Consider the following 5,891-nt stretch of genomic DNA (forward strand, 5'->3'; position numbering starts at 1 on the left):
CTCGGGCTGGTCTCGATACTGGATACGATAAACCGACTTAACCGTATAACCTGAACCGCCGTATACGGAACCGTACGTACGGTGGTGTGAGAGGACGGCGGATGTGAATCCGCCTCCTACTCGATCATCCGGTTCACCCTTTGCGAGGGTAGCCACCTGGAGAGAACACCCATGACACAACCCATCGTCGTGGCGGCACTGTATAAGTTCGTCACCCTCGAAGATTACGTCACCCTGCGCGAGCCTCTGCTGCAAGCCATGGTCGACAACGGCATCAAGGGCACCTTGCTGATCGCCGAAGAAGGCATCAACGGCACCGTTTCCGGTAGCCGCGAAGGCATTGATGGCCTGATGACCTGGCTGAAGAACGACCCGCGCATGATCGACATCGACCACAAAGAGTCGTATTGCGACGAGCAGCCGTTCTATCGCACCAAGGTCAAGCTCAAGAAAGAGATCGTGACCCTGGGCGTCGAAGGCGTTGATCCCAACAAAAAAGTCGGCACCTACGTTGATCCACAAGACTGGAACGCGTTGATCAGCGACCCAGAAGTGCTGTTGATCGACACCCGTAACGACTATGAGGTATCGATCGGCACCTTCGAAGGCGCAATCGACCCGAAAACCACGAGTTTTCGCGAATTTCCCGACTACATCAAAGCCAACTTCGATCCGGCCAAGCACAAGAAAGTCGCCATGTTCTGCACCGGCGGCATTCGCTGTGAAAAAGCTTCGAGCTATATGCTCAGCGAAGGCTTCGACGAGGTGTATCACCTCAAGGGCGGCATCCTCAAGTACCTCGAAGAGGTACCGCAGGAAGAAACCAAGTGGCAGGGCGACTGCTTTGTTTTCGATAATCGCGTGACCGTGCGCCACGACTTGAGCGAAGGTGACTACGATCAATGTCATGCCTGCCGCACACCGATTAGCGTAGAGGATCGCGCATCCGAGCATTATGTGGCTGGCATCAGTTGCCCGCATTGCTGGGATAAGCTGTCCGAGAAGACCCGTCGCAGTGCGATCGACCGCCAGAAGCAGATCGAACTGGCCAAGGCCCGCAACATGCCGCACCCGATTGGTTACAACTACAAGCAATCATCCACCGAGGCTTGAACCATGTCCGCACGCCTGCTCTATGTAATGGACCCGATGTGTTCCTGGTGCTGGGGTTTTGCCCCGGTGGCCAAGGCCTTGGTCGAGCAGGCCCAGGCGGCGGGCGTGGAGCTGCACCTGGTGGTGGGCGGCTTGCGTACCGGCAGTGGTGCGGCGCTGGAGCCGGCGACCCGGCGCTATATCCTGGAGCACTGGCAGGCGGTGACTGAGGCCACTGGTCAGCCATTTCGCCTGGAGGGCGCCTTGCCTGACGGTTTTGTGTATGACACGGAGCCGGCATGCCGCGCGATAGTCACGGCGCGCAGCCTGGCGCCGGATTGCGCCTGGACGTTGCTCGGGCTGATCCAGCAGGCGTTTTATGTCGAAGGTCGCGATGTGACCCGCGCCAGTGTGCTGGTGGAGCTGGCCGAGACTGCGGGCGTGCCGCGCATTGAGTTTGCCGAGGCCTTTGACCGCGCTGAACAGCATGCCGCCACGGCCGCCGATTTCACCTGGGTGCAGGACCTGGGCATCGCTGGGTTCCCCACGTTGCTGGCCGAACGCAATGGTCAGTTGGCGTTGTTGACCAACGGCTACCAGCCGCTGTCCGAGCTGTCGCCTTTGCTCGGTCGCTGGCTGGAGCGAGCTGCCTGTGCATGACCCGTCTCATACCGGCGAGCCACGCGCACGCATCGATCGGCTGACCTGGGCAGAAATTCGCCGCCTGGCCCTGCGCCATAAAAAAGCCCTGTGGATTGCCAATGGGGTCGCGGTATTGGCGACCTTGTGCAGCGTACCGATTCCCTTGCTCCTGCCCCTGCTGGTGGATGAGGTACTGCTGGGCAATGGCGATGCCGCGTTGAAGGTGATGAACCACGCATTGCCTACGGCCTGGCAACAGGCTGCTGGCTATATCGGCCTGATGCTGCTGATCACCCTGATCCTGCGTTGCGCGGCGTTGGTATTCAACGTGGTCCAGGCGCGCTTGTTTGCGGGGCTGGCCAAGGACATTGTCTACCGGATCCGGGTGCGGCTGATCGAACGGCTCAAGCGCGTCTCCCTGGGCGAATATGAAAGCCTGGGCAGCGGCACCGTGACCACGCACCTGGTCACTGACCTGGACACTGTGGACAAGTTTGTCGGTGAAACCTTGAGCCGTTTCCTGGTGGCCATGCTGACCCTGGTCGGCACCTCCGGGATCCTGATGTGGATGCACTGGAAGCTGGCGCTGTTGATCCTGCTGTTCAACCCGCTGGTGATCTACGCCACGGTGCAGTTGGGCAAGCGGGTCAAGCACCTCAAGAAGCTGGAAAACGACAGCACCTCGCGGTTTACCCAGGCCCTGACGGAAACCCTCGATGCTATCCAGGAAGTACGCGCTGGCAATCGCCAGGGCTTTTTCCTCGGGCGCCTGGGGCAGCGCGCCCAGGAAGTGCGCGATTTTGCCATCAACTCCCAGTGGAAAAGCGACGCCTCCAGCCGGGCCAGTGGCCTGCTGTTCCAGTTTGGCATCGATATCTTTCGTGCGGCGGCGATGCTCACCGTGCTGTTTTCCGACCTGTCCATCGGCCAGATGCTCGCGGTGTTCAGCTACCTGTGGTTCATGATTGGTCCGGTGGAGCAACTGCTGAACCTGCAATACGCCTATTACGCCGCCGGTGGTGCGCTGACGCGGATCAACGAACTGCTGGCCCGTGCCGACGAACCGCAATACGCCGGGGGCGAGGATCCGTTTGCCGGGCGCGAAACCGTGGGCATCGAGGTGCGGGGCCTGGATTTCGGCTACGGCGAGGAGTTGGTGCTCAATCAACTGAACCTGGCCATTGCGCCGGGCGAGAAGGTCGCGATTGTCGGCGCCAGCGGCGGCGGTAAAAGTACCCTGGTGCAACTGCTGCTGGGGCTCTACACCCCGCAAGCGGGCACGATACGCTTCGGCGGTGCGACTCAGCAGGCGATTGGCCTGGAAACCATCCGCGAGAATGTCGCGGTGGTGCTGCAACATCCGGCGCTGTTCAATGACACCGTGCGCGCCAACCTGACCATGGGCCGCGAACGCAGCGACCTGGCCTGTTGGCAGGCTCTTGAAATTGCCCAGTTGGATGCTACGGTCAAAGGGTTGCCCCTGGGCCTGGACAGCATTGTCGGGCGCTCGGGGGTACGCTTGTCCGGTGGCCAGCGCCAACGCCTGGCGATTGCCCGGATGGTGCTGGCCGAGCCAAAGGTGGTGATCCTTGACGAAGCCACCTCGGCCCTGGATGCGGCCACCGAGTACAACCTGCACCAGGCGCTGGCGCGGTTTCTCAGTGGGCGTACTACACTGATCATTGCTCACCGTTTGTCGGCGGTGAAGCAGGCTGATAGGGTGTTGGTGTTTGACGGTGGGCACATTGCCGAAGATGGCGACCATCAGCAGCTGATTGCCGATGGCGGTTTGTACGCCAAGCTTTATGGACACTTGCAACAAGTTCGCTGAATCGATCCCGGCTACGATCCTGGAGGGATCGCGTTTGGCCTCGGCTGTGCTGTCAGGAGCAGTTTTTACTCGCCTGTGCTGATGCAAGGGACCTCATGAAGCAGAAGCGAACTCTCGGAACACCCCGGTTGCTCGGTATTGTCTGGCCCTTTATTGCCGTCGTGCTGTTCCAGGCACTGCTGGGCTGCGTCAGCCTCTACGTGCTGTCGGCCGTGCGCGGCTATGTGGCGGGCGAAAGCCTGTGGTCCAAGGGCCAGAAAGACGCCATCTACTACCTGACCCTGTACGCCGACAACCGCGACCAGGCGACCTATCTCAAATACCAGAACGCCATTGCCGTGCCCCAGGGCGGGCATGAGTTGCGCGTGGCCCTGGATCAGCCCAGCCCTGACCTGACGGCCGCGCGCCTGGGCATTCTCAAGGGTGGCAATCATCCTGATGACGTATCGAGCGTGATCTGGTTGTACCTTAATTTTCGCCATTTCAGCTATCTGGAGAAGGCCATCGAGTTGTGGACCGTGGGCGATGGTTACCTGGTGCAACTCGATGACTTGGCGCAGGAGATGCACCGGGCAATCCTGGCCAATCAGGTCAGCAGCAGCGAGATCCGTGCCTGGAAAGAACGCATTATCGCGATCAACGATGGCGTGACGCCGGCGGCCAAGGCCTTCAGTGATGCGTTGGGCGAAGGCTCCAGGATGATTCTGCGCCTGTTGCTGATCACCAACCTGGCCACCGCTTTGGGCCTGATTGCCTTGGCGTTGTTGCGCACGCGTAAGCTACTGGCCCAGCGCCATGCGTTTGCCGATGCCTTGCAACTGGAGAAGGAGCGGGCACAGATCACCCTGGAGTCCATCGGCGACGGAGTGATCACCACCGATGTCGATGGCGCGATCGCCTATATGAACCCGGCGGCGGAATCCCTGACCCACTGGAGCGCCGCCCAGGCCCAGGGCTTGCCCTTGGCCGCATTGTTCAATCTGCTGGATGAAAACGCCCAGGCCGATGGGTTTACCCTGATCGACCATATTCTGGGTGGCCAGCTCAGCGGTGGCAGCGAGCATTCCAAGCTGATCCAGCGCCTGGACGGCAGCACCGTGTCCGTGACCTTGGTCGGCGCGCCGATCCGCAGTGCCGGCAAAGTCAGCGGGGCGGTGCTGGTGTTGCACGACATGACCCAAGAGCGCCAGTACATTGCCAATCTGTCCTGGCAGGCGACCCATGATGCCTTGACCGGGCTTGCCAACCGACGCGAGTTTGAATACCGCCTGGAGCAAGCGCTGCATGGCATCGGGCGCCAGCAGTCGGGGCACCATGCCTTGATGTTCCTCGACCTGGACCAGTTCAAGCTGGTCAATGACACCTGTGGCCACGCGGCGGGCGATGAGTTGCTGCGGCATATCTGCGCCCTGCTGCAATCGGACCTGCGCGAAGGCGATACCCTGGCCCGCCTGGGGGGCGACGAATTTGGCATTCTGCTGGAGAACTGCCCGGCGTCGGTGGCCGAAAAAATCGCCGAGAGCCTGCGTCACACCGTGCAAAACCTGCACTTCGTCTGGAAAGGGCGGCCATTTGTCACCACGGTCAGTATCGGCCTGGTACATATCTCGCACACCCCGACCACCCTGGAAACCTCATTGCGGGCCGCGGATATGGCCTGCTACATGGCCAAGGAGAAAGGCCGCAATCGGGTGCAGGTCTATCACGCCGATGACACCGAGTTGTCCTTGCGCTTTGGCGAGATGGCCTGGATCCAGCGCTTGCACATGGCCCTGGAAGAGGACCGTTTTTGCCTATATGCCCAGGAAATTGCACCCTTGGGCCACACCGAGGCAGGTGCCGGGCATATCGAGATCCTGCTGCGCCTGCACGATGAAGCGGGGCGGATCATCTTGCCCGACAGTTTTATCCCAGCCGCCGAACGTTACGGGTTGATGACCTCGCTGGACCGCTGGGTGGTAGAGAACGTGTTCAAGCTCATTGCCCGTTGCATGATCGAGCGACCGGGCAGGCCGATGGCGATGTGTGCGATTAACCTGTCGGGCATCACCATTGGCGATGACGACTTCCTGCGCTTCCTGCGGGAGAAGTTCGCCGCCTATGACATTCCCCCGGGCATGATCTGCTTTGAAATCACCGAAACCAGTGCCATTTCGAATTTGGGCAGTGCCATTCGTTTTATCAACGAACTCAAAGCGTTAGGGAAATCCTGAAAAAGACTTTCTTATTTGGCAAAATACCCCGAGTCCCATCGCCGAGCCATTCCATGAAGCAGATGACCTTCGCCGACGCCGAGTACGCCGGCAAACGCAAACAGACCCGCAAG

Annotated in this window: 3 protein-coding genes and 1 pseudogene; all 4 read left to right on the plus strand. The window is 60.4% G+C overall.

Annotated features, from left to right (window positions below):
- The first annotated feature begins 171 nt into the window (after nucleotides 1–171).
- The gene (gene trhO / locus BLL38_RS29425) at nucleotides 172–1,113 is read left to right on the plus strand and encodes an oxygen-dependent tRNA uridine(34) hydroxylase TrhO (protein WP_076965335.1); all 942 of its coding nucleotides are present in this window, start codon (nucleotides 172–174) and stop codon (nucleotides 1,111–1,113) included.
- A gap of 36 nt (nucleotides 1,114–1,149) precedes the next feature.
- On the plus strand, nucleotides 1,150–1,752 hold the full coding sequence (locus tag BLL38_RS29430) for a DsbA family protein (protein ID WP_174553309.1): 603 nt from the start codon (nucleotides 1,150–1,152) through the stop codon (nucleotides 1,750–1,752).
- Entirely contained in the window at nucleotides 1,745–3,565 is a 1,821-nt protein-coding gene (locus BLL38_RS29435) for an ABC transporter ATP-binding protein (RefSeq protein WP_076965336.1), read from the plus strand. The genes BLL38_RS29430 and BLL38_RS29435 overlap by 8 nt, the downstream gene beginning before the upstream one ends.
- 95 nt (nucleotides 3,566–3,660) lie before the next feature.
- A pseudogene (locus tag BLL38_RS29440) lies at nucleotides 3,661–5,769 on the plus strand (diguanylate cyclase domain-containing protein); the annotation flags it as partial.
- Between the last annotated feature and the right edge of the window lie 122 nt (nucleotides 5,770–5,891).

This window comes from Pseudomonas gessardii (assembly GCF_001983165.1).
GTDB classification, from domain to species: Bacteria; Pseudomonadota; Gammaproteobacteria; order Pseudomonadales; family Pseudomonadaceae; genus Aquipseudomonas; species Aquipseudomonas gessardii.

Excerpts from the sequence above, each read along its gene's own strand:
- trhO (WP_076965335.1), top strand. The coding sequence starts at position 172 with ATGACACAACCCATCGTCGTGGCGGCACTGTATAAGTTCGTCACCCTC.
- BLL38_RS29430 (WP_174553309.1), top strand. The coding sequence starts at position 1,150 with ATGTGTTCCTGGTGCTGGGGTTTTGCCCCGGTGGCCAAGGCCTTGGTC.